General features: G+C 60.2%; 14 protein-coding genes. 8 read left to right on the forward strand and 6 right to left on the reverse strand.

Translation table 11 applies throughout. The features are described 5' to 3' along the window. The first annotated feature begins 28 nt into the window (after positions 1 to 28). Positions 29 to 772 carry a nuclease-related domain-containing protein gene (locus tag JFN93_RS09815; protein ID WP_199383895.1) on the forward strand — a complete coding sequence of 248 codons (744 nt, stop codon included), beginning with the start codon at positions 29 to 31 and terminating at the stop codon, positions 770 to 772. A gap of 57 nt (positions 773 to 829) precedes the next feature. After that, a complete protein-coding gene (gene ddpX / locus JFN93_RS09820) occupies positions 830 to 1,444 on the forward strand; it encodes a D-alanyl-D-alanine dipeptidase (RefSeq protein WP_199383896.1) in 615 nt (204 codons plus the stop codon). Between the two features lie 245 nt (positions 1,445 to 1,689). Here the strand turns inward: ddpX and JFN93_RS09825 are convergent, their stop codons facing one another. Both JFN93_RS09825 and JFN93_RS09830 read right to left on the reverse strand, forming a co-directional pair. Beyond that, positions 1,690 to 2,622: a sterol desaturase family protein gene (locus JFN93_RS09825; RefSeq protein ID WP_199383897.1), complete on the reverse strand. Its 933-nt coding sequence runs from the start codon at positions 2,620 to 2,622 to the stop codon at positions 1,690 to 1,692. Positions 2,623 to 2,778: 156 nt separating this feature from the next. Next, positions 2,779 to 3,297, reverse strand: a complete 519-nt coding sequence (locus tag JFN93_RS09830; protein ID WP_199383898.1) for a DUF1440 domain-containing protein — start codon at positions 3,295 to 3,297, stop codon at positions 2,779 to 2,781. A gap of 230 nt (positions 3,298 to 3,527) precedes the next feature. Here JFN93_RS09830 and JFN93_RS09835 point away from each other — a divergent pair, with 230 nt between their 5' ends. After that, positions 3,528 to 4,166, forward strand: a complete 639-nt coding sequence (locus JFN93_RS09835) for a CAP domain-containing protein (RefSeq protein WP_236021621.1) — start codon at positions 3,528 to 3,530, stop codon at positions 4,164 to 4,166. Between the two features lie 258 nt (positions 4,167 to 4,424). Here the strand turns inward: JFN93_RS09835 and JFN93_RS09840 are convergent, their stop codons facing one another. Then, positions 4,425 to 5,963 (reverse strand): tetratricopeptide repeat protein, encoded by a 1,539-nt coding sequence (locus tag JFN93_RS09840; RefSeq protein WP_199383899.1) that lies wholly within the window; start codon positions 5,961 to 5,963, stop codon positions 4,425 to 4,427. 461 nt (positions 5,964 to 6,424) lie between these two features. On the opposite strand from JFN93_RS09840, the gene JFN93_RS09845 reads away from it, so the two are divergent. After that, positions 6,425 to 8,530: a TonB-dependent receptor plug domain-containing protein gene (locus JFN93_RS09845; protein WP_199383900.1), complete on the forward strand. Its 2,106-nt coding sequence runs from the start codon at positions 6,425 to 6,427 to the stop codon at positions 8,528 to 8,530. Positions 8,531 to 8,596: 66 nt separating this feature from the next. Here the strand turns inward: JFN93_RS09845 and gptM are convergent, their stop codons facing one another. After that, positions 8,597 to 9,892, reverse strand: coding sequence for a geopeptide radical SAM maturase (gene gptM / locus JFN93_RS09850; RefSeq protein WP_199383901.1), 1,296 nt, complete (start codon positions 9,890 to 9,892; stop codon positions 8,597 to 8,599). 1,568 nt (positions 9,893 to 11,460) lie between these two features. On the opposite strand from gptM, the gene JFN93_RS09855 reads away from it, so the two are divergent. The 4 genes from JFN93_RS09855 (at position 11,461) to JFN93_RS09870 (ending at position 18,098) form a co-directional block, all read left to right on the forward strand. Next, positions 11,461 to 12,342, forward strand: a complete 882-nt coding sequence (locus JFN93_RS09855; RefSeq protein ID WP_199383902.1) for an ABC transporter substrate-binding protein — start codon at positions 11,461 to 11,463, stop codon at positions 12,340 to 12,342. A gap of 155 nt (positions 12,343 to 12,497) precedes the next feature. Next, on the forward strand, positions 12,498 to 13,364 hold the full coding sequence (locus JFN93_RS09860; RefSeq protein ID WP_199383903.1) for an ABC transporter substrate-binding protein: 867 nt from the start codon (positions 12,498 to 12,500) through the stop codon (positions 13,362 to 13,364). Beyond that, positions 13,361 to 15,691 (forward strand): ATP-binding protein, encoded by a 2,331-nt coding sequence (locus tag JFN93_RS09865; protein WP_199383904.1) that lies wholly within the window; start codon positions 13,361 to 13,363, stop codon positions 15,689 to 15,691. The genes JFN93_RS09860 and JFN93_RS09865 overlap by 4 nt, the downstream gene beginning before the upstream one ends. 355 nt (positions 15,692 to 16,046) lie before the next feature. After that, positions 16,047 to 18,098 carry an ATP-binding response regulator gene (locus JFN93_RS09870; protein ID WP_199383905.1) on the forward strand — a complete coding sequence of 684 codons (2,052 nt, stop codon included), beginning with the start codon at positions 16,047 to 16,049 and terminating at the stop codon, positions 18,096 to 18,098. Positions 18,099 to 18,376: 278 nt separating this feature from the next. On the opposite strand, the gene JFN93_RS09875 is transcribed toward JFN93_RS09870, so the two are convergent. Together JFN93_RS09875 and ligD are read right to left on the reverse strand one after the other, a co-directional pair. After that, positions 18,377 to 19,750, reverse strand: a complete 1,374-nt coding sequence (locus tag JFN93_RS09875; RefSeq protein WP_199383906.1) for a citrate (Si)-synthase — start codon at positions 19,748 to 19,750, stop codon at positions 18,377 to 18,379. Between the two features lie 341 nt (positions 19,751 to 20,091). Beyond that, complete coding sequence (gene ligD, locus JFN93_RS09880) at positions 20,092 to 22,773, reverse strand: DNA ligase D (protein ID WP_236021622.1); 2,682 nt, start codon at positions 22,771 to 22,773, stop codon at positions 20,092 to 20,094. Positions 22,774 to 22,978 lie beyond the last annotated feature (205 nt).

The following is a 22,978-nucleotide window of genomic DNA, read 5'->3' on the forward strand; positions in this document are numbered from 1 at the left end:
AGGTAACTTGCATATGAGGTAGCGAGGGATGCTTTTAAAACACCGAGATGGACGGCAGGCACTGATCCGGGAGATCGACCGCATCCTCACCCTGCCGCTGACCCTGGAGCAGCGGGTCCAGATCGAACGGGACCGGGAGTCGCTTGAGACTCTGGAACAGCAAGAGGCACGGATTGCCAAGGCTCTCGACTTCCACTACAAGGACGCGATGAACTGGGCTATCATCCATGATCTGCGTCTGGAGCGGTATGACGATGTCGCGGAGATGGACCACGTCGTCATCAACCGTTTCCTGGACGTCTACGTGCTGGATACGAAGTACTATCACTACGGCATGAAAGTGACCGAGGAGGGGGAGTTCTTTCTGTGGGAGGGGAAGGATTACCGGCCGGTCGACTCGCCGCTGACCCTGAATCAGATGAATATCGACGTTTTGCGCCAGTCGGTCGGAGAGAGGGACCTCGGTCCGCGCCGTCTCGATTTTCCGGTCCCGGTCAAGTACCGAAACGTGCTGATCTTCGATCCCGCTTCCAACCTGGTGAAGCCCCAGGCGGCTGCGATCGACCTGACCGCCGTGCTGAAGTCGGACGAGTTCGTCCCCAAGGCGGAGATGAGCACCGCCAACAAGGCCGCCGTCGATGCTTCCAAGATGGTGAGCTATGACGTACTGCGGGAATTCGGGGAAAAGCTGGTCCGGCTGCACCGCCGCCGCCCCGAGCCCGACCTGCTGGCCCGCTACGGTCTCAACCCGGAGGAACACGGTAGCCAGTGAGGCAAAGATGCCGCGAAGAGAAGAAGCCGCGCTAACCCAAGCCGTAATGGAGGGGCCGTGAGATATTTCCTCGTACTTGCCTTCTTACTCATCCTCGGCGCCCCCACCTTTGGCGCCACCCCAAAAGCCAACCTCGTCGAGCTCACCACCGTCGCGCCCCGCGTCAAGATCGACCTCCGCTACGCCACCCCCGACAATTTCACCGGGAAGACGGTCTATCCCTGCGGCCGTTGTTTTCTCCGCCCCGGAACCGCAGCCAAGATCGCCAAGGCCCAGGAGTACCTGGCCCGGCAGGGGCTCTCCCTCAAGATGTGGGACTGCTACCGCCCCCTGTCGGTCCAGAAGATCTTCTGGACCCTGGTCCCGGATACCCGCTACGTCGCCGATCCTGCCAAAGGCTCCAGCCACAACCGTGGAACCGCGGTAGATGTAACGCTCGTCGATGCCACCGGAAAAGAACTGGAGATGCCGACCGGCTTCGACGACTTCTCGCCCAAAGCCTTTCTTGCCGAGACCGCCCTTCCTCCCGCTGCACTCAAAAACCGCGCGATCCTGCTCGATGCCATGCAACGCGCGGGGTTCAAGCCGCTGTCCACCGAGTGGTGGCACTACGAAGACCCCGACGAGTCGCACGACCTCCTCGACGTCCCGTTCCAGGACCTCTGCCGGTAATCCCTTTACCTTGGGGCGACATTCTTCTCTCGCTCAAATACCGCTTCTTAAATAGGCACCTTGTTGCCTACCCTGTGGGAGTGCCTTTCCAGGCGCGATCCGCCGAAGGCGGTGACCATGGCGGGACAGTCGCTCCTGCAGAGATTCTCTTGAAAACACAAAGCTCCGGCTTCGCATGACAAATCGCAAAGCTGGAGCTTTGGGAAAGGGTGCGTTCCCAAGGTGGACCTCGGGAACGAGGATTATTACGGGGCCAGCTCGGTAACCGGCCCCGGCTGCGGGTCGCGCTTCGGTTCTCCTGCATCGAGATACATGGATTCGGTCGCCGGGATATAAGCGGCGGCCTTTCGGTCGAGTTGCCAGGCGGGACCTTGGGGCTCGAAGGGGAGCATGAGGATCTTCCCTATGGTGAGCTGGGCGGGATCCTGGTAGGCGGGAACGCCGATCGTCACCTGGTCCTGGGGGACGTTGAGCCGGATGGTCCGGTGCAGGTAATCGGGCCAGGAAAAGATGGTGGACCAGTTGGAGTCGGTCTCGTCCCGGACGATGGAGTGATGGATCCCGTGCATGCGGGGCGTGGTGATGAGCCGGCTCAGCCAACGCTCCAGCCGGAGGGGGAGGCGCTGGTCGGAATGGTGGAACATGATTGCCATCAGGGTCAGCGTCTGCCAGAGGCCGAGCCCGAGCGGCGAGATTCCCAGCACCAGGACCTGCGTCCCGCGCCAGGGGACGGAGAGGGCAATCTCGCCGAAATGGAAGCGCAAGGCGGTGGTGGCATCCATGTCGAGGTCCACGTGGTGCGGCTGGTGGAAGCGCCAGAGAAACGGCACCCGGTGGGTGAGGACGTGCCAAAGGTAAAGGGTGTAATCGAGCAGGACGACGGAGAGGAACAGCTCAACGGCAAAAGGAAGGCGGACCAGTTTCAAAAGCCCCCATCGTTTTTGCTGGACCAGTGCGGTCAGCCGCGTGGTCACCGGTTTTTCGAGAAGAGCCACGGTGGCAGCCGAAGTCGCCGCCATGGTCATGTTGCGCAGGTCGCGCAACAGTTTGTCCTGCCGGGCGCGGCGCAGCGGCCTTTTGAGCTCCATAGCCACGACCGCCGCCATGGTGCCGAAGATCAGGATGTTGTTGAACCACCCCGGGAGCTGCCGATTCAGCCGACCTGGCTTTCCTTGCATGTAACCCTCCTGGTTTCGTCCAGCATTAGCCCTAACAGAGCCAAACGGAGGACTGCCTGTAAATGGGCCGATGGCCAACCTCTGTAGGAGCGACATTCTTGTCGCGATTCTCCATTGGGCGATCGCGACAGGAATGTCGCTCCTACAGGTAACACCCTACTCCTTCTTCCCCACCGCTCGGTGCACCAACTCGGCTGCGGTGCTCCATGCCATGTGGTTGCCCAGTTCCTTGGCATTCATCTGCCACGGAATCCGGCGCAGGCCCGGCGATAACTTCAACAGCGGCGCGATGGTCCCGTCGCAGGCCAGAAAGAACGGGAGCCCGAATCGCAACCCCGCCAGGCGGGATATCACCGGGACCTTCCGCCGCAGCACGCCGTAGATCATTCCCCAGCCGATCCCGTAGACCACGCTGAAAGCAAGCCGCGCCGCTTTTCTCTGCCGTTTGGAAAGGAGCTGTCTCCCGGTAATCTTCCGGGCAAAGTAGGGCCCCGCCAGTTGATGCGCCGGAGCTCTTCGGACCAGCCGGTCCCGGGCCTTCTGCTCCCTGCTCACCATCCGGTCCAGCAGCCGGTCGGATAGCCCGCTCACCGCTCCGGCAAAGAGGCCGGCCGCCATTCCGAGCAACAAGGGGTGGCGGCTGGCAAAACTGGTTTTGCTGCCGTAACGAGCCATTACCTGCCTCCTTCTGCCTTGACCACGGCTGATTTTGGAACGACAAGCCCCAAGTCTATAGGGGAGGGGATGACTGTCAACGAGTTGTAATTGAAGGCGATTCGCCATTATAATCGGAGCTTCGATAGTTTTTAGGTGAATACTGGCGGTTCGGAACGAAGGCAATCGGGGTAAAGGGCGCAGCATGGTGCGCCCATCACACCTTATTGAACCTGTTGAGAGGAATACGAATGAGCATACGCAAAGCAGTAACCGCCATGACGTTGGTGGCGACTTTTTTGGGGGCTTCGGTTGCGCCGGCGTCGGAAAGGACCTTATCGGAAGAGTTCCTGGCGGAGGTGAATGCGGCCCGGACCGAACCGGTGCAGTACGCACAGCATCTGCGGGAACTGCGGCGCCGGTTCGATGGGGGACTGTTCCGGATGCCGGGGATGCAGGCTTTGGTACAGACGACGGAAGGGGTGACGGCGGTGGACGAGGCAATCCGTTTCCTGGCCAAGCAAAAACCTCTGCCGGCGCTCAAATGGTCGCCGGGGCTCGCCAAGGCGGCAGCGGAGCTGGTGCGGGACCAGGGGGAAAACGGCGCGGTGGGGCATGATGGCGGGCCGAGCGGCGGGGTGAAGGAACGGGTCGAGCGCCACGGGGTATGGGAAAGCAGGCTCGGTGAAAATGTCGGCTATGGCCCGCGGACCGCGCGGATGATGGTGATGCAGCTGATCATCGACGACGGTATAGCCGGCCGGGGGCACCGGAAGAACATCTTCAATCCGTCCTTCCGTGTTGCCGGCGCAGCCTGCGGGACGCATCCGACCTATGAGTTGATGTGTGCGATGGATTTTGCCGGAGGGTTCAAGAGCAAGGGGGAATAGTAAACGGAGCTTCCAGCTGTTGGAACGACATTCCTGTCGCGATTGTCGGATCTTACCGGCGCAGCATGCTGCGCCCTTACCTGTCAGGACCGAGATCTTTGGTGAATCCTCTCGTTTCCCAAATGGACAATGGGGTGCTTGGCACTGGGGGAGCGCCTTTCCAGGCGCGATCCGCCGAAGGCGGTAATGAGCTGCGGGGGCAATCGCGCCCGGAAGGGCGCTCCCACAAGGTAAGCCGCTCCTTCGTACCCAAGGCCTCTAGACTGTCGGGCCGGCGGCCTTCTTTTTCTTGACGAACTTGCCCAACTCCTCCACGACTTCCTCGATCACGCCCGCCCAATCGCCGCGGCTCTTCTGCCGGAAAATCCGCAGCGTCGGATACCACGGGGAATCCTCGCGCTCCAGCATCCAGCGCCATTCGCTCTCGAAACAATTCAAAAGCCACACCGGTTTCCCCAACGCTCCAGCCAGGTGCGCCACGGAAGTGTCGACGCTGATCACCAGGTCGAGTTGATCGATCAACCCCGCCGTGTCCAGAAAATCCCGGCAGTCGGCCATGCAATCGAAGATGTCCCAGCCGATCTCTGACCGTTGGTCGGCATCCTTTCCCTTTTGCAGGCTCACCAGCTGGACCTCGGCGACGTCGCGCAGGGGCCCGAACTGGTCCAGCGGGATGCTGCGCCTCTGGTAGGTCGGGGAAAGCCTTCCGACACCCCACACCAGTCCCACCCGCACCCCGGTCAGCCCGGCAAGCTGGCTCTCCGCCTGCACCATGATCTCCCCTGGAACCCGCAAATAGGGAACCTCGCGCGGCACGGTATCGAGGGTGGTTCCGGCCGCGGCCGGGAGGCTCATCATCGGGGCGAAGAAGTCGAAGCCCTGCAGCGGGACCGGCTGGGTCATCGGCACGATCTCATCCACGCACTCCATCGCCTGCACCAACCGCCCCAGGTGGGGGGTGGCGTACAGCGTGATCCGCTCGGGGCCCATCTTGCGCAGCAGCGGGAGGTAACGCAGCATCATGATGTTGTCGCCGGCTCCCGGTTCGTCCACCAGCAAGAGCCGTTTTCCTTCCAGCGGCTCCCCCTGCCAGCGTCGTTTGCCCTGCAACGCCTGGTATACGGCCCGCCAGCGGGTGACCGAGCTGTCGCGGAAAGCCTCGAAACTGTGCGCGAAAAACGCTTTCCCCTCCGGATAGTCCCCCCGCAAAAGCTGGAGTACGGCCAGGTTCACTGCCGCGTCGGCGTGGTCCGGTTTCAGTGTCAGCACCTCGGTGAACGCGGCCTCGGCATCCTCGAACTCGCAAAGCTCCTTGAGGACGTTGCCCAGGTTGTAATGCACCAGCACGAAATCCGGCTTGATCGCCAGCGCCTTCCGGTAAACCTCTACCGCGTCGGCCAGTCGCCCCTGGTCCTTCAATGCATTGCCCAGGTTGCTGTAGACCTCCACGAAATCGGCTTTCAGCTCCAGCGCCAGCCGGTAGCAACGCTCCGCCTGGTCGTAGCGCTTCTGTCCCTTGTATGCCTCGCCCAGGTTATTGAAAGCCACGGCATTCGCCGGGTTCTGTTTGACCGCTTTCTCGATCAGCTCCACGGCGATCTCGAGCTTGCCCACCTGGAGAGCCAGTACCCCCAAAAGGTGGAGGGCATCGAAATTCTCGGGCTCTGTTGCCAGTACCTTGAGGTAGGTTTCCTTGGCTTCCGCGAAACGGCCCGACTGGTGGTGATTCAATCCCAAGGCAATCAATTGCGCCGGGGAAAGGGTCTGCTCCGGCGCCTGCGGCGTGGAAGTGCTCATCGTGGTGGATGCTCCGTAGTAAGAAGGGTTTCTCTCCCGGAAGCCGGGAGGAGACTGTCACGAAAAACCTAGCGTAATCGGCTATATCCGATCCAGTACTGTATCACAACGGCACTCGGTCAAAAAGACTTAAGTTTCGGCGACAGGCACCGATTCATATTCAGGAAGTGTTGAACTCATAGTACAACTTTTGAGATTAGCATTTGTAAATATTAATGCAATGGTTATTTGACTTTTATTAATTTTAGGTGTATTAAATCCACTACTTGTGTCACGGAAGTGTGGCCACAGATGGCATTGTGTGGGGGATAAGTGGATCAATTTCCAGGTAAGGCCCCTGAAGAAGAATCCGAAAGGCCGTTTCAACCAGAGTAACTGACTGGTTTGGCGGCCTTTTGTCTTTTTTGCCGCAGGTTGTGTCTGTTTAATGTTTTGCTATGACTGTGCAGTGGAGGGAGTCCATGAAGTTTAGGAACCGGAAAATGCAACAGGCGGGAAACCGTCTCCTGGGAGACGGTGGCAGCATGGTGAAATGGAAGTACGGCGTCCCGGTCCTGTTGGCCCTGACGGCGCTCGCCCCGGCCTTGCCGGGAGGGTCCGCCCGCGCCGCCGAGGCGGATACTGAGACGGCCCTTGCTCCGGCTGCGGATGTTCCGGCGGAGACGGCTGCTGACAAGGCAGGCGAGGCGACCGGCGGGAACGAGGACCTGCTGCTTTTCTGGGAGCAGAAGGAACTCTATGTAGAGACCGCAACCCGCACTGCAAAGCCGATTTCGCAGGTGGCGGAGAACATGGAGGTCATCACCGCCAAGGACATCGAGGAGATGAACGCCCACACGGTGAACGAGGTGCTCGCCCGCGTGTCGGGGGTCTTCGTTGAGAATGAGACCAACGATTTCAACTCTCCGGCGCTGCTCCACATCCAGGGGAGTTCTCAGCGCCACGTGGCGCTCTATCTGGATGGAGTCCAATGGAACTTTCTGAGTGATGGTCATGCCGAGGCCATCTCGATACCGGTTGGCATCATCGACCGGATCGAAATCATCAAGGGGCCGGCTTCGTCTACCTGGGGGTCGGGCCTGGGCGGGGTCATTAACATCATCACCAAGAACGTGGGCGATTTCACCACTCCCAAGGGGATGATTGTCGGTTCCTATGGTGAAGGAAGAACACGCGATGCGAACTGGCAGGTTGCCGGCAAGGTGGGAGTCGCCAAATACTACCTATATGCGGGGCGGTTGGCTTCGGACGGGTTGGTGAGCCACCGGTACTCCAGCAGCGACAGTCTGTACTCCAAGGTTGCCCTTACCCCGGTTCACAACATGGACCTGGTTTTCACCCTGGGGTATACCACCCCCGACCTGAGTGCCGGCAGCCAGCATTCGGACCGGTTTGGAGGTGTCGATACCTCCGGTTCTCTTGGTATCAGCAACTTGCACGCTACGGCGGGCATGGATTACCACTTTGCTCCTGACTGGGCTCTTACCGCTGAAATCAACACCCTTCGCAGCAATTTTTCGCAAGGAACGGAGTTTACCAAGCCCAACGCGCTTTTTCATGTGACGAGCGGCGACAAATACGCCGATACCCAGCTAATCGATCAGACCTTCGGTGGCAATCTCAAGCTGACCTACTCGGGAGGCAACAACTTCGCCGTCCTGGGGGCAGAAGCAACTCACGGCACCGACGAATTCCACCGGCTTGCCCTTAATCGTGCGGCAACCCTTCAATCCACGGTTGCCGTATACCGGCAGGCCTATGTCTACTCCGAGTTGAACAAGTGGGCGATTTTTACCAACGACACCATTTCCTTGGGGAGCTTCTCGGTTACCCCCGGTATCCGCCTGGACCACAATTCCATCAGCGGTACCTTCGTCAGTCCGAGTGTCGGAGGGACCTATCAGCCCACCGAGCATAGCATGGTCCGGGCATCCGTTGCCCGGGGGTTCACCTATCCGCCGTTTAGCATGACCTCCGGCAGTGACCCTTTTAGCCTGCCCAATCCTTCCCTTCGCGCCGAGCAAGGATGGTCGTACCAAGCAGGGGCCGAATCGGTGGTAGGGGATCGTGTCAACCTGAAGGCAACCGTCTTTAGGCATGACATCAATAACGCTATCAGCGATGATCCCGATCCGGCCACGCTCATGAACAAGAACGTTGGCAAACTGGTCCGGCAGGGCTACGAGCTTGCAGCGGAGACGGTCCCCTTCTTCAATACCAGTCTGAAGGTGGCACACTCCTTCGTTCATATCGACCCTTCGGCACCCGCTACCTCCCGGGATAATTACTCCTACCTGATCGGCATCAAATACGATGACCGAAAGGCGTGGCTGGCCCAGGTGTTTGGTAGTTACATCTGGTGGGACATGCCTGCCGCCGCAGGACCGGGCGACTACAATACCTTTGTTTGGGACGCCAACATCAACCGGAAGTTTTCCCTCTCCGAGACCTTCAGCCTGGAAATGTTCCTCAATCTGCACAATATCTTCAATTCCGGGTACACAACCTCGATCAGCCAGGCCAATACGGGAAGATGGGTTGAGGGGGGAGTGAAGTTCAGATTCTAAAATTACCGTCTATACACGCAAGAAAGCCGGTGGATCAACGAAGATTCACCGGCTTTTTCTTTTTCATCACTTCACTGCCGTCCGATACTCGAGGTCCTGCCGTATCAGGCGTTCCAAGGACTTGTCAAAATAATCCTTCCGGCAGTCCACCGTTTCTATCTTCTCCGTACGCAGCAAGGTCATCTGCCGACATCCCCCGAAGCAGAGTGGCAGATAGGCACAGTCGAGGCATCGGTCTTCCTTCCAGACGTCGATGTTATGGGATTCACGGTAGTCCTTGATCCCGTCTTTCAGCGTTCCTATTTGCAGGGAGTCGTTGGACATGAAGGCGGGGCATTTGAAAAGTGCCCCGTTGTAATTGATCACCACGTCGCTCTCATACTCGATGGTGCATGCCGAGGCCCGGACCTTCGGCGCCGGAAAGCCCCGTTTCAAGGATTCTTCCCGAAGAAAAATGCCGGCCTCGATGACCCAGGGCTCGGAAGCGCAGGCGCAGGCGTTGCCGAAATCCCCGACTTTCTCGCCCGATTTCTGGATGATCGGCACGAAGAGGAGCCTGCCGAGCTTATCGGGGGTGATTCCTTTGCTCAGGAGCTGGTCCAGGAGGGCAGGGAAGAGACGGTAATTGTCCCTGGTGAAGTTTCCCCCCAGATTGAGGGTGATCAGACCGGCAATTGCCGCGAGGTTGTCGATGATGGCATCGAAACTGCCGCTTCCCGAGACGAAGGGGCGGCTGACATCGTGCGTTTCGGGGGGGCCGTCGAGGGTTATCTTGGCACCGACGAAGCCGAGCGGCAGCAACTCTTCGACCACAGGTCTGCTCAGGAGAGTCCCATTGCTGATCATGGAGAAGCTGAACTTGGTCCCGTTTTGTCGGGCGGCGGTTCCGAGACGACCGGCAATGTCCTTGATCAGGTCGAGGGAGAGTAACGGCTCGCCTCCGTAAAAGGATATCTTTACTTCACATCCCTTCTGAATCTGGTCCCGGATTACCGTATCCACCAACAGGTCGGCCGTTTCTGCAGACATGTAGAAGTTGCCGCGGAAATTGTCCTCGTAACAGTAGCCGCAGGCGAGATTGCAATCGAGGTTGAGCACGACGACCGCGTTGTAGAGGTTGCGCTGCTTGTTGGCGCGAACGAAGACGTCGCGCATCTCCCGGCGCTCCGCTGCCGGGTCCGGGACCAGAAACCCCAAACGGATCAGGGTGTCACGGTTGGCGCCGGTGATGGTGTTATCCCCGGCGGCGCGCAGCACGTCATCGGGAACCTCTATGATCGAGGAGCGCTTGGTGGAGAAGAGCAGGGTGGATCCGGGGCGGTCCGGACAGGGGTATGCCTTGATATAGCGTGACAGGTGCATGGAGAGTTCCCTGGCGAGAAAAAGGAGAGGAGCAGGAACTCTGCCGATCACCGAAGCTTAAATGGAGGGTGCTTGATGTTTCGCGTGGTGCGGAAGGGGATCAAGGACGGGCGGCTTTGGGTGATATGAAACGAAACCTTTTTCTCTTGCTTTTGTGCCGCAGTCATTCTGCGGCAGACGAGGTCGAATGATTTTGGGCTCAGAAAGGGGAGTGGCCCCTCCCCTTTCTGAAGAACGTGAGATCTGAGCGACTAGATCACGTCGACCATGGCGGTAAAGCAGCAGGTCGCCGGAGCTTCAACGTTCAGTTCCACACCTTCTTCCAGAATAACAATGATGTTTTCCATTTTCGGTTTTTTCCTCCTTTCCTAAGGTAAGTGATATCCCCAAAGGCATTGCGCATATGCCCATTGTAGGTTTTTCCGACATAGTGTAAAGATATCCGACATTTCGATAACTTACGAACAACGAGGGCGGACTCTATACCAAGGCTCATTAGCTTGTCAAGCGTCAAATGACGTTTTTTTTCGATTTTTTTCTGGATTTCGCCTACTCATTTGATTTTGTTGATAAATCTATAAATGTTTGAAATTATTGATAATGTAAAACACATATAATCTCACATAAAAAATCCAATTCTTTTCCGCGCTCAGGCGTAAGGACGTCATCTGTCACGGCTTCGCTGCTATTGCTTTTACGGAATAGTTGAAGATTTATTGGAGCTGTTTAAGGGTGAAAATATACCTCATACTGTCCCGTTCGACTGCCAGGGACGGCAAATTTTTCTTTGCTCGATTTATGGACCAGAGAGGCGGGAGAGGCTTATGGCGTAGTGCAGAAGATGATGACAATGTGTCGAAATCTTAAGGTTTGGGTTGTTGAGGGCCGAGCCGGCACACCCGCTGGATTTTGCTGCCGATAATCGTGATTCCCCTGCAACTGAAACGATGGTCACGGGCGATATGTCGATGGCAGGCGTTAGATGGTCGGATGTGTGTGGGTTAACCTGGGTGATCGGGGAAGCAGGTACTTTGGGCGGTCCCTGTCAAGGTGGTATCGTCTTTTGCAATGGGTTGCTGGAATTGTATCGGTGAGAGCGTTCATTGAGTTGTCTTAAAAGTTGCAAGGCCGGGGAGGAGAATTGGTAGAAAAAGGCCGGTTTTTATCGCACCTGGGGCCCATCGGACTCCTTAGATGACTTCGCTGTTGTGCAAAAAAATTGGCAGGGGGTGTCGCTGCTTTTGCCGTTTAGCCGAGAAACCTACCGTCCTCTCAAGGTTGCTGTCTCCAACTTGACCCTTGAACGCCGCTGAAGTGATTGGCGCCGGTAATTACGTAAGTTTTCAATATGCTTGATCGAAGTCGCCTCGGTGCCTGGTTCGTTCGTCTGAGATCCCCATTTCTTTGCTGAACAATTCCATTTTTCGTTGATATTTCCCACCTTTCCACCTATTATGTTCCCCCTTGTGCCTATGCCTCTGCACGACTTTTGTCATAGCCTTCTCTTGGGTAATCGCTGCCTTTGGGAACGTGCTCTTGCTATTTTGATCTGGTTAGGAATGTATTGAATGTTGCAGTCTTTTCGTTTTTTTGTTGCTCTCTTTGTCGTTGCCGTGTCGTCTCTTTTTCCTTCGTTGTGCCGAGCCGTCGGTGTTGTCGTCATCGCCGATAATCAGTTGCGGCCGGTGACGGAAATAGTTTCCGGTATCAAGAAAACCCTGAAAACGCCGATAAGGATGTATTCGCCGGCGGAAGTGAAGGGCTCGCTCGCCACCGTTGTCGAAAACGAGAACGCCAAGGTCGTCATCGCGCTGGGCAAGGTCGCGCTGGCCGAGGCGCTCCGTCTGCCGCCTTCCGTGCCGGTCATCTACGACTTGGTTGTGGTGCCGCCGGTCGTCAACCGGCCCAATACCATCGGCTTTTACATGGCGACCCCGGCACACGAATACACGGACCTGATCCACAACTATCTGCGTTCCATTCGCAAGGTGGCCGTGGTGGGGAGCCGCCACCAGTTGAACCTCCTGGCGCGCGGGGACATCCCCCAGCAAAATGCCTTCGGGGTGAAGAACAGCCTGGAGTTCATCTCGACGATGCGCCAGCTCGACAGCGCCGATGCCATCATCCTCCTGCCGGATTCTGCGCTGCTGAGCAACAACGCCATGGACGAGGCGTACCTGATCTCGTTCAAAAAGGGGATTCCGCTTCTGGGGATTTCCGAACAGAGCGTGAAAGAGGGCGCACTGCTTGCGCTGGTGGTCGATACGGTGAACGTGGGGAAGTTGATCGGCGAGGCCGCGGCCCGCGCCTTGAGATATGGCAGCCTGACGTCGATGCCGCCGTCGCCGCCGCACAAGTTCGACATGTTCCTGAACGCGGGGACCGCGTCGCGGATGGGGATCAACCTTCCCAACGAACTGGTTCGGATGGCGAAGCGGGTTTACCAGTAAAAAGATTCGGTGCTCACCGTTAGCAAGGCCCCGACGCTGAGCACCATGATTCCGTTGTCTAATTTGTCCATGGTCCATGGTCAATTCACCGATGAGGTATGTAGCTCTTCCTGCTGTTTGAAAACCTGTTTCTCTATGGTGCGATGAGTTCTGCCATGCGGCTTTTCCTCCTCACGTTAGCGTTGATCCTTTGCTGCACGACCACCTGTCGCGCGGGGGATGTCATTGTCGTCGCCGACGGTAAACTCCGGCCGGTCGTCGAAATCGTCTCCGGGATCAGCAAAACCCTCAAGACTCCACTGCGGACCTACTCCCCGGTCCAGGTGCGGGGGCGGCTGGAGACGGTGGTCGCCGAGGAGCAGGCAAAAGTCGTCGTGGCGCTCGGTAAGGAGGCCCTCGCCGAGGCGCTCCATCTCCCCACCCACATCCTGGTCATCTACGACATGGTCGTGGTCCCCCCCCCCATCAGCCGTCCCAACACCACCGGCTTCTACATGGCAACTCCGGCCCGCGAGTATGCCGAGTTCATCAGTAACCACCTGCATGACGCCTTCACCCAGATCGCCGTGATCGGAAGCCGGGAACAGATCCACCTGCTGGCCCGCGGCGACTCCTCCAGGCTGAGCACCTACAGCGTTCGCAACACCTACGATTTCGTCACCACCCTTCAGCAGCTCGGCTCCGCCGACGCCATCCTCCTGCTCCCGGACATCTCCATGCTCACCCAGACTGCTCTCGACGAAGCGTACCTCCTCTCGTTCAAACGCAAGATCCCGCTCCTCGGCGTTTCCGAAAAGCACGTCAAAGATGGCGCCCTGTTCGCCCTGGTGGTCGATCCGGTGAACGTGGGAAGGCTCATCGGCGAATACGCCAGCCGCGCCCTGAAAGGGGCCAACGTGGGGCAGCTTCCCCCGTCTCCTCCGCGTAAATTCGAACTGTTTCTCAACCTCGACACCGCCCGGAAGATGGGGATCCGGGTCCCCGAGGACCTATTGCGCATGGCCAAGAGGACCTACCCATGAGAATAACGTTCAAAATGAAGGCGTTGTTCGTCATGATCCCGGTCCTGATTGTGGTCTCCGTGGTGCACACCCTGGTCACGATCAAGACCGAGAAGGAGATGATCCGCAGGGAGATCCTGAAGCGTGCGGCGACGATGACGACGCTGGCGACCAAGACCGGCGAACTCCCCATCCTCTCCGGCAACGCCGAACTCCTGCAGCGGACCGTAGCCTTTCTCAAGGCGACCGACGACGTCGCCTCGGTCACCTTCTACGACTCGGCCCGCCGGCAGCTCATCCACGACGGACCGCCGCTGCGCGGAGCGATCCCGCCGCTCACCGCGGACAAGCCGATCTCCATGGCCGAGGACGCCCGCGAGTTCGTCTACTACGCCCCGGTCTTCATCGAGCGGGTCCAGGAGGACATCGACATCTTCCAGGACCCGGACAAGGTCCGCAAGGTGCGGGAGAACATCGGCTGGATCCGGCTCGGGTTCTCCAAGAAGACCATGTACGAGAACCAGCGGCACATCGTGGGGGACGGCCTGCTCCTCGCCTTCGTCTTCTCGCTGGGTGGCTCGATCCTGGTCTACTTCCTGATCTCGATCGCCACCCGGCCGCTGGTGCGGATCGTCCGGGTCGCCAACGGCATCGCGCACGGCGACCTGGACCAGGAGATGGAGCTCGGCAACGCCAACCGGGACGAGATCGGGACCCTGGCGCTCTCCTTCGCCACCATGAAAAACACCATCCAGCACGTCTTGAGCGAGACCGACGCGCTGATCCTGGCGGTGCGCGCCGGCAACCTCGGGGTGCGCAGCAACGCCGATCTCTACGAAGGGGAGTGGCGCAAGCTGGTGGCCGGGGTCAACGAACTCACCTCCTCCTTCGCCAAGGCGCACGCCCAGCTCAGCGAGGCCAAGGACGCGGCCGAGGCGGCCAACCGCGCCAAGAGCGACTTCCTCTCCAACATGAGCCACGAGCTGCGCACCCCGCTCAACGCGATCCTGGGCTACGCCCAGATCCTCAAGCGCCAGGACAACCTGACCGCGGGGCAGTGCCAGCAGGTGGAGATCATGCGCTCCAGCGCCGAGCACCTCCTCATGCTCATCAACGACATCCTCGACGTGGGCAAGATCGAGGCGAACAAGATGGAGCTGGAGGACCATCCCTTCAACCTGGGGCTGCTTTTGCGCCAGGTCTACAACATCACCCGGCTCAACGCCGAGGAGAAGCGGCTTTTCTTCACCTACGAAGCGGCGACCGATCTCCCGGAGTACCTGCGCGGCGACGAACGCAAGCTGCGCCAGATCCTGCTCAACCTCCTTTCCAACGCGGTCAAGTACACCAAACAGGGGGGGGTGACCCTGCGGGTCGGCTACGACCGTGCCTCCGGAGGGCTCTTCCGCTGCGAGGTCCTGGATACCGGCGTCGGCATCCCGCAGGAGAAGCTGGAGTCGGTGTTCGAGCCGTTCACCCAGCTGGTCGCCAACCGGCAGGTTGCCGAGGGGACCGGGCTCGGGCTCACCATCACCAAGCGCCTGATCGACCTGATGCAGGGGACCATTCATCTCGAAAGCCAGCCGGGGCAGGGGAGCCGGTTCAGGGTCGACATCCCGCTCTTGCTGGTGGCCAGCCCGGGCGAAGCCCTGCAACAGGCCGAGTACACCGTAATGGGCTACCTGGGCGACCGAAAACGGATCCTCGTCGCCGACGACAACGCCAACAACGCCTCGATGCTGGTCGCGCTGCTGGAGCCGCTCGGCTTTGAGGTGGCGACCGCCCGGGACGGGGCGGAGGCCCTGGCCGACGCCGGCGCCCATGCAACCGATCTCGCCATCCTCGACCTGGTGATGCCGGGGATGGACGGTCTGGAGTGCGCCGAGCGGATCCGGCAGCTGTCGCTTGTGCGCGGGATCAAGCTCATCGGTGCCTCCGCCGCCGTTTCCCGAAGCTCGCTGAAAAACGAGTTCATCGCAGCCTGCGACGACTTCATCGAGAAACCGATCCGGATCGACCTGCTGCTGGAGAAGATCCGGCGGCTGCTCCAGCTCACCTGGGAGCTCGCCCCGGCGCCCCTGGAGCCCTCCGCCGCCAAGAGCGCGGCGCCGCCGGTTTTGGAGACCCTGGTCCCGCCGCCGCGCGAACAGCTCGAGGAACTACACCGGCTCGCGCTTTTGGGGGACATGAGGAAGGTCAAGGTGTGGGCGGCCCAGCTTCAGGAAGAGGATGACCGTTACCGCCTCTTCTCGGAAAGCCTCGCCGAGCTGGCGGCCTCGTTCAAGACCAAGGCGGTGCTCAAGCTCGTGGAGTTCCACCTGGGGATGGGGGGCGGGGAATACGACTGAGGTCCCGCCGGCGCGAATGGGTTGACACGCCGGGAGCTCCCAACCGGCGGCCGGCAAGGCTTGAGAAGGGGGGGGCAGGGGGGATTCCGGGAGGATTGGGGCCTGCGCTTCCGACTTCGTAGGGTTGTTTCTGGTCGAAAGGTAAGATGTGCACAACGTTGATCTTTTCCTGCGGCTGCTCTTTTATCGTTTTTGAAGCAAGGGTGAATTTCCGCCTCTTTTGGAAAAAAAGCTCAATCTTCAATAGGGTGGAGCCGATACATAGTCACTGTGTTGTAGCTGAAAAGGGGAGCTTGCCGGCCCCGGACGGTCATCATTTGCACGGAACCAAAGGCATAGCGTAGGGGAGCGGCACATGCAGAGGCACAACGTCGAGGTCGGGCCCTGGAACGGACGTGAGCCCGTGGTCCTGGTCATCGACGACGACCCAAACAACCTGGCGATCATCACGAATCTCCTGGAGGAGCTCCATTTCACCGTTCTTGCTGCCGAGGACGGGGAAAGTGGACTGGCTCGGGCGGAGTATGCGCGCCCCGACCTGATCCTCCTGGACATCATGATGCCGGGGATCGACGGGTTCGAGACCTGCCGCCGCCTCAAAGCCCAGCCCGCCACCCAGGACATTCCGGTCATTTGCATGACCGCTCTGGCTGAGACCGAGCACAAGGTGCGCGGTTTCACCGCCGGAGCCGTCGACTACATTACCAAGCCGTTTCAGCGTGAAGAGGTGCTGGCCCGGGTCGGGGTGCACCTGCGTCTGCGCGGCCTTACCCTTGAGCTTACCGAGGCCAACCGGTCCCTGGAGCGGCGCGTGGCGGAAAGGACCGCTGACCTGGAGACCCTGAACTGCGAACTGCAGCGCGAGGTGGAGGAGCGCCGCCAGACCGAGGAGGCGCTGCGGGCGAGCGAACGGAAATTCCACGCCATCTTCGACCACGCCTTCCAGCTCATGGGGCTCATGACCCCGGACGGGAAGATCCTGGAGTCCAACCGCACCTCGCTCGCCTTCAGCGGCGTCGACGAGTCCGAATACATCGGCCATTACTTCTGGGACACTCCCTGGTGGTCCCGCAGCGCCGAACTCCAGGCGCAGCTCAAAGATGCCGTGACCCGGGCTGCCCAAGGGGAATTCGTCCGTTTTGAGGTCACCCACAAGGGGCCTGACGCGAGCCAGCACTACTTCGATTTCTCCATCAAGCCGGTCTGCGACGACCAGGGGACGGTCGTGCTGCTGATCCCGGAGGGGCGCGACATCACCGAGCGGAGAAAGCTCGGGGAACAGTTGCGCCAGTCCCAGAAGATGGAAGCGATCGGCACCCTGGCCGGGGGGATCGCCCACGACTTCAACAACATCCTCACCGCAATCATCGGCTTTTCCAGTCTGCTCTCGCTGCGGTTGGGAACCGACCACCCGCTTGCCTGCTACGTCGACGATATCCTTGCCGCCTCGGATCGTGCTGCCAACCTCACCCGCAGCCTCCTCTCCTTCAGCAGGAAGCAGGTTCTGGAGCCAGGTCCGGAGCGGATCAACGACATCGTCCGCAAGATAGACAAGTTCCTGTTGCGCATCATCGGCGAGGATATCGAGCTCAAGACGAACCTCGATAGCACCGACCCCATCATCAACGCGGACAGCGGTCAGATCGAGCAGGTGATCATGAACCTGGTCACCAATGCCCGCGATGCCATGCCGGATGGCGGCGTGCTGCAGATCACGACCGAGCGGATGGATGTGGCGGACTCGTACACCGGCTTCCCGCTGGAGCCCGGCTCCTACGCGGTTCTCTCGGTCTCCGACTCCGGGCGCGGCTTTGACGAGACGACCAAACAGCGGATCTTCGAGCCCTTTTTCACCACCAAGGAGCTCGGCAAAGGTACCGGACTCGGGCTTTCCATCGTCTACGGCATCATCCAGCAGCACGACGCCAGGATCAACGTCTACAGCGAGCCGGGACGGGGGACGACCTTCAAGATCTACTTCAAGCGGACCGACACCGGGGTGGCCCATCTGGACGCGGCGGCGCGGCCCCAGATGGTGGGGGGGACCGAGACCATCCTGGTCGCCGAGGACGATCGGGATGTCCGGAAGTTCATGACCGACACCCTGCGCGAGTTCGGCTACACCGTGATCGAGGCGGTGGACGGCGAGGATGCGGTGCAGAAATTCACCTGCCACCAGGGAGAAGTCGATCTGTTGATTCTCGACGTCGTGATGCCGAAGATGAACGGCCGCGAAGTGTACCGGGCGATCAGCCGGGTCGGCGGCGAAGTGCGGGCGCTCTTTTCCAGCGGGTACACCGCGGACATCATCAGCCGGAAAGGGGTGCTGGAGGAGGGGATGGATTTCATCTCCAAGCCGGTGACCCCGCACGATCTTTTGGCCAAGGTACGTTCGGCAATTTCCTGATTCGGTTCTAGGGGGGCGGTCTTTCGCCAGGGTTGTAACGACTGGGAGGGCAACGGAAGGGGCGCAGTGTGAGCTGCGCCCTTTTTTTTTGCACCGCCGCGCGAGCGCAAACTCGCACCACAGTGAACAAGGGATTTTCTGCCGTTTCATAGGAGGAGCGGCTGGTCCCAATCAAAGGGTGGGACAGGGTGAGGATGGGGTCAATTTGCCCGGAATAAGAAAAGCCCGCCTGGGATGGTCCCGGACGGGCTTTGGTTTAGCGGCACAACCCGATCAGCTTACGCGCCGGCCGGAGCCCCGGTGCCCGGAGCGGGCGCCGCCGCGGTCTGGACGACGCGGCCACCTTCGGCAGCCCACTTCTCCAGCATGTCGGTGGTGACGGACTTGGGACGCTCGATGGCGTAGCCGAGGCCGCGGTCCCAGGTGATGTTCGCCATGCAGCCCAAGGCGCGGCCAACGCCGAACAGGACGGTGTAGAAGTCCCATTCCTTGAGGCCGTAGTACCACTGGATGACGCCGGACTGTGCGTCGACGTTCGGCCAGGGGTTCTTGGTCTTGCCATGTTCGGTCAGGACCCCCGGGGCGGTCTCGAAAATCATGGCAACCAGCTTGAACAGCGGATCGTCCTTGAGGCCCGGGGTCTTGAGGCAGAACTCGCGCTGCGCCATGTAACGCGGGTCGGTCTTGCGCAAAACCGCGTGGCCGTAGCCCGGAACGACCTGGCCGGCGTTGAGGGTATCCCACAGGGCGGCGGTGACGTTCTCTTTCGTCGGCTGAGCTCCGTTGAGCTTCTTCTGGAACTCCATGATCCAGCCGAGCACTTCCTGGTTGGCCAGGCCGTGCAGCGGGCCGGCGAGGCCGTTGAGTCCCGCAGAGTAGGCGTAGTAGGGGTCAGAAAGCGCCGAATGCACCAGGTGGGTGGTGTGGGCGGAGACGTTGCCGGACTCGTGGTCGGAGTGGAGGATGAAGTACATCCTGGCGACGTCCTTGTACTGCTCGCTCTGGCCGATCATGTGAGCGAAGTTGGCACCAAGGTCGAGGCTCGGGTCGATGGCGTTCTGCTTGTCGCCGCGATACTTGAGGTTGTAGATGAAGGCAGCGATAACCGGGATGCGGGCGACGATGTCGGAGGCATCCTCATACACGGTTTCCCAGGCGACCATCTTGTTGAACTTGCCCGAGTTGTAGAAGGCAGCGAACTTGGAGTCCTTCTGCAGGGCCAGGATGCCGACCGAGAGCATCACCATCGGGTGGCTGTCGCGCGGCAGGGCGCGGATGGCGGTGAAGACATACTCGGGCACCTGCTGGCGGGTCTTGAATTCGGCGACGACAGCGTCAACCTGGGCCTGGGTCGGGACTTCACCGGTAAGGAGGAAGTACCAGAACGACTCGACGGTCGGGTAGTCGGAGCCGGGCGCTTTGGGGAGCGCGGCGAACGTTTCCGGGATGGTTTTTCCGCGGAAGCGGATCCCTTCCTGCGGGTCGAGATACGAGATGTCGGTGACCAGGCAGCGGATGTCGCGAGCGCCGCCGATGCACTGGCCGATATCCACCTTGTCGATTACGACGTTGCCATACTCCTTGGTCAGTTTCGCGGTACGGGGACGGTGTGCTTGAATCTTCTCAGCGAGCTTCTCCTTTAATTGCGTCATGTGCCAGGTCTCCTTTTGTCATAAAATGTACTGCCTGCACGGAGTGCCGATCAGGTTGCTGCCGCCGTTTTTCCCCGATCGCGGCGGCTGCCGGGGCAGCCGGGAGGGGCGGATTGTATACCGTATACGAAGAGGCTTCTAATGTATAACAGCTTCATATAAGAATTCAAACTAAAAAAACAGTTATGAAGAAATATTTATCTGTCTGAGGGGAGGTGGCGGGTGTATCCGGAGGGGCGATGAGGGAAAAGCGGAACGGTATGAGTAAGAAGGGGAGGAAATGGCGCTCTCACAGTCAAAAAGTCCTCTTCCATCAGTGGTGCCAGGAGCGACCCGTTTCCTTATTTTTGCAGCCGTTCCAGCGCAGCTGCCAGGTCCAATCCCGGGCCGTTTACCCCGTGGAACAGATCCCCGACCCGGGCCAGCCGCTCGTGAACGTTTTTGATGGTGAAGGCGCGCGGGTCGAGGCCGGACCGCACCTCTTCCCAGCGCAGCGGGGTGGAAACCGGCGCTAGCGGACGGACCCTGAGGCTGTAGGGGGCGGCGATGGTCTGACCCCGCCGGTTCTGGAGATAATCGAAGTAGACCTTCTGCTGGCGCTTGCCCGGTGAGCGCACCAGGCTGGTGAAATCGGGGACCAGGCGGTGGGCGAGGTTCGCCACCAGTTCGGCGAACCGGCCGGCGGTCTCATAGTCGTAACGGGCGGCCAGTGGAACATAGATATGCATGCCGCGCGAACCGGAGGTCTTCGGGAAACTGGAGGCGCCGGCTTGGGTCAGGACCTCCCGCACCGCGAGCGCCGCCTGGACCACCTGCTCGTAGCCGATGTCCTCCGGATCGAGGTCGATCACGACGTAATCGGGATTGTCGAGCTGGTCCACCCGGGAGAGCCACGGGTTGATTTCCACGCAGCCCAAGTTGGCCATGTAGACGAGGGTGGCGGCATCCTGGCAGAGGAAGAACTTGATGTTCTTGTTGTTGGAGCGGGAAAAGATCTCGCGGGTCGCCACCCACTCCGGCGGGAGCTCGCCCGCCTCCTTCTGGAAGAACCCTTCCCCCGCCATCCCTTGCGGGGTGCGGTACAGCGACTGGGGGCGGTTCTTGAGGTAGGGGAGGATGAACGGCGCGATGCGCCGGTAGTATTCGACCACGTCGCGCTTGGTGTACCCCTCCTCGGGCCAGAAGAGCTTGTCCAGGTTGGTAAAGCGCAGCTTGTGCCCCTCGACGACCAGTTCCCCGTCCTTCACCGGAAGCGGACTCCCGTTTGCGAAAGAGGGCTCCTCATCCCCCTTTGGGCCGGCCGCAGGGGAGGGGGCCTGATCCGCCGCTTTCGCCGCCGCCTTTTCCGGCGCGGCAACCGCTGCTGCCTCCTGTTCCGCCTCCCGCAGTGCCTCCCCGACCTCCAACTCCCGCTCCCGGATCACCCGGGACGGATCCTTGTCCTGCCTCAATCCCGCGAATACCGGCTGGCGCATGACCTGCTCGTCGGTCCACTCGGCGAAGACCACCTCGCAGACCAACTGGGGGCGCACCCAGGTGGCCGGGGCGCCGGTGGGCGGCTCCTTGCCGAACGGGCAGGCATCCTGGACGAGCGGCTCCATCAGGGCGCTCACCTCCTTGAGCGCCGGCTCGTCGAACCCGCCGCCGCAAAGACCGATGTAGGTGAGCTGGTCCCCCTCGTAGACGCCAAGCACCAGCGAGCGGAAATAACTCCGGCTCCCCCGTGGGCGGGTGAAGCCGCAGATGATCGCCTCCTGCTGCTGGGTGATCTTGATTTTCAGCCATTCCCGGCTCCGCTTCCCCGGCAGGTAGCGGCTGTCGTTTTTCTTGGCGACGATCCCCTCCAACTGGTTGGCCTGCGCTATCTGGTAGAAGGAGGTTCCGTCGTCCGGGATGTGATCGCTGAAGCGGATGTCGGCACGTTCGGGGAGGATGGTGCGCAGCGTCTGTTTGCGCGTCACCAGGGGAAGGTCGCACAGGTTCTTCCCGTCCAGGTAGAGAAGATCGAAGACGAAGTAGCAGAGGTTGCCCGAGCCGGTGCGCTGGTAGTTCTGCAGCAGCTGGAAGGATGATTTTCCCTGTTCGTCGAGCACCACCACTTCGCCGTCCAGCACGGCGTCGTGCCCCAGGGATTGTAGCGCGGCCACGATCGGGGCGAACTGCCGTTTGAAGGAGATCTTTTTGCGCGAGTAGAGCGACACCGCTCCCTGGTCGACTTCGGCGACAGCGCGGTAGCCGTCGAGTTTGATCTCGAAGAGCCAGTTGGGGTCGGAGAACGGCTCCTTGACCGGGGTCGCGTACATCGGCTCGATGTCGTGCGGCATCGGGTCGCGGACTGCGGGGGCGGGTACTTGTGATCTTCCTTGATTAAGCTCGCCTTTGAAGTCCCCCTTTGCAAAAGGGGGATTGAGGGAGATATGACTTTCCTGGTCGGGCACCTTCGGCGCGGCTTCTTTGGGATACGGTTCTGAGTGTTCCGCAACCGACGCGGCATCTCCCCGCCGCCTCGGATGTCTTTCGTAATACTCCTTATCGGGGAGGGCGGTTTCACTGACCACCGAACGGTCGTCCAGGGTGATTTCTTCCTTCGTGGCGAAGGCATCGTGTTTCTTGATCAGAAGCCATGATTTGCCGTCTCCGGAACGAAGCCGGACCAAGGCAAATTCCCCCTTGAGCTTGGTGCCGTCCAGGATGAACTTGAGATCGCCCTTCTGATATCCCTTGCGCAGGGCGTCCTCGTTCTCCTTCCGACCCTGGGCTCCCGGGGCGCGGTAGGTACCCTGGTCCCAGACGATGACGCGGCCGGCGCCGTAGTTGCCCGGAGGGATGGTCCCTTCGAAATCCTTGTATTCAAAAGGATGATCCTCGACGTGCATGGCCAGGCGCTTGAGGTCCGGATCAAGCGACGGCCCCTTGGGAATCGCCCAGCTCAGCAACACCCCGTCGAGCTCCAGGCGGAAGTCGTAGTGCAGGTGCGAGGCGGCGTGCTTTTGGACCACGAATACCAGTTCCCGTTCGGTCATCGGTTGTTACCTCGCTCTTAAGCCCACCGCAGAGGGCGCGGAGAGGCGCAGAGGAACACTCCTGGATCAGGAGGTTCCCCATGCTAAGGGGGGCTGAATCTAACCCGCCCCCGGCCTCCGCCTCCTGCACACAAAAAATCCCCGCGGACGGGGATCAATGCGGCAGGAGGGACGCAAAAGTAAACCTGCCTTTCCTCTGCGTCCC

The organism is Geomesophilobacter sediminis, assembly GCF_016458275.1.
Lineage (GTDB): Bacteria > Desulfobacterota > Desulfuromonadia > Geobacterales > Geobacteraceae > Geomesophilobacter > Geomesophilobacter sediminis.